The organism is Vibrio sp. Y176 (assembly GCF_033438945.1).
On sequence record NZ_JAWOQS010000055.1, the window covers coordinates 1 to 1,677 of the forward strand.

At 39.7% G+C, this 1,677-nt stretch carries 3 protein-coding genes; all 3 read right to left on the reverse strand.

Annotated features, from left to right (window positions below; all coding sequences use genetic code 11):
* Nucleotides 1-192 precede the first annotated feature (192 nt).
* Nucleotides 193-465, reverse strand: coding sequence for a nicotinamide mononucleotide transporter (locus R7O13_RS23980; RefSeq protein ID WP_005462157.1), 273 nt, complete (start codon nucleotides 463-465; stop codon nucleotides 193-195).
* A 133-nt stretch (nucleotides 466-598) separates the two neighbouring features.
* Nucleotides 599-1,000 (reverse strand): hypothetical protein, encoded by a 402-nt coding sequence (locus tag R7O13_RS23985; RefSeq protein WP_050903614.1) that lies wholly within the window; start codon nucleotides 998-1,000, stop codon nucleotides 599-601.
* A 135-nt stretch (nucleotides 1,001-1,135) separates the two neighbouring features.
* Nucleotides 1,136-1,543, reverse strand: coding sequence for a hypothetical protein (locus R7O13_RS23990; protein ID WP_213964658.1), 408 nt, complete (start codon nucleotides 1,541-1,543; stop codon nucleotides 1,136-1,138).
* Nucleotides 1,544-1,677 lie beyond the last annotated feature (134 nt).

The following is a 1,677-nucleotide window of genomic DNA, read 5'->3' on the forward strand; positions in this document are numbered from 1 at the left end:
TTATGGAAAACGCTAAAAGTTACCCTATCTCTTTGATACTCCACCACGTCCTCCAAGAACATAACGCCCTGTTAAGGTGTGAGCAACGCAATACTGATGCTTCCGCATACCACCTTAAACACTAAAATCAACGCATAGTAAAAATGCCACGCGTTGCGAATCCCTCTTGAACAGTTTGTTATGTGCGAACTTCTAGCTTGTAGATGACTGCTCAGCAACACTAACTTTAGGCTCTTTCTCTGGCGTCGACCATTTGATGATTGCTCTAAGGTTCATTGAGAAAAAGATGATATTTGCAATTATCATTGCCACACTGCCAGTAAGATAACCAACTGCTACCCAACTAGTGTTACCGCACATCATTAAAATGAAACCGATTTTGTTCTTATTTCCAATTTGCCAAATTGCAAGAAACGTAAGTACCATTGCAACCCAGTCGATTCCATAGTACTGAAAATATTCCATTTTTCCTCCAAGCACATAACGCCCTGTTAAGGGGTGAGCAACGCAATACCGATGCCGCCGCATACCACCTTAAACACCAAAATCAACGCATAGTGAAAATGCCACGCGTTGCGAATCCCTCTTAAACAGTTTGTTATGCGCCAGTTAAAGTTAACCAGTTGTCCCTATATTTTTCTAACTCAGGTTTTATTGTCGACACCCCACTCTGCTTAAAAGAACAGCTAAACTTCACTGAACTTCCTTTTAGAGCAAGAGCCTCTTCACGAGACATGATGAATAAATGATCAGTATTCTTATCCATTATTACCAACACTAAAAAGTCATATCTTTTCTCAACACCTGATATTGAGTTATTAGTATTTTGGTTATGCAGATCTGTAGTTTTCACTTGAATTCTAAGAACTCTTGAGCTTTCAAGCACAACGGTAATGTCGTAATCTTCTTGGTTCGATTTAATAGCTAGATAAGCTTCAATATCTAACTTTAAAAGTTGAGAAAGCACTAAGTGCTCTCCATATTTTCCAATAAACTTCATGACTTCCTTATTGGCGCATAACGCCCTGTTAAGGTGTGAGCAACGCAATACTGAAGCTCCCGCATACCACCTTAACCACTAAACCTAACGCATAGTAAAAATGCCACGCGTTGCGAATCACTCTTAAACAGTTTGTTATAACTTCAGATACGTGTGGATTGTTGTATGTAAGTTTTTAAACCCTGTTAGCTCAAATTCCAGTACCCATGATGATTCAAGTGTCATAGGTAACTTTCCATTTGTCGATTCGCCAAATTTAATTTCAGTTATATCAACAGGACTATGAGCAGCAAAGAAGTAAACTGACCCATCAATATACCCGTCATCAGGGTTTACAGGGAAAGTAAATGTTCTACCAGCAAGTTCGTTACGTTCGGTAGGTAAATTTATACCGTTTAGGCTAATTACAGTTTCTATTTTCTCAGAATAGTCGTCTAGACTAAGTTCAAACGGCTCTATTCCTATCTCAAGTGAAACGTCACCATCGACGCCAGAAATCTTTGCACTTGTAAATTTGAGCTTTTCTATCGGGAAATTTTCCACTCTTCCTCCTGAGTTATAACGCCCTGCTAAGGGGTGAGCAACGCAATACAAAAGCCGCCGCATACCACCTTAAGCACTAAAATCAACGCATAGCAAAAATGCCACGCGTTGCGAATCCCTCTTAAGCAGTTTGT

Excerpts from the sequence above, each read along its gene's own strand:
- R7O13_RS23980 (WP_005462157.1), bottom strand. The coding sequence starts at position 465 with ATGGAATATTTTCAGTACTATGGAATCGACTGGGTTGCAATGGTACTT.
- R7O13_RS23985 (WP_050903614.1), bottom strand. The coding sequence starts at position 1,000 with ATGAAGTTTATTGGAAAATATGGAGAGCACTTAGTGCTTTCTCAACTT.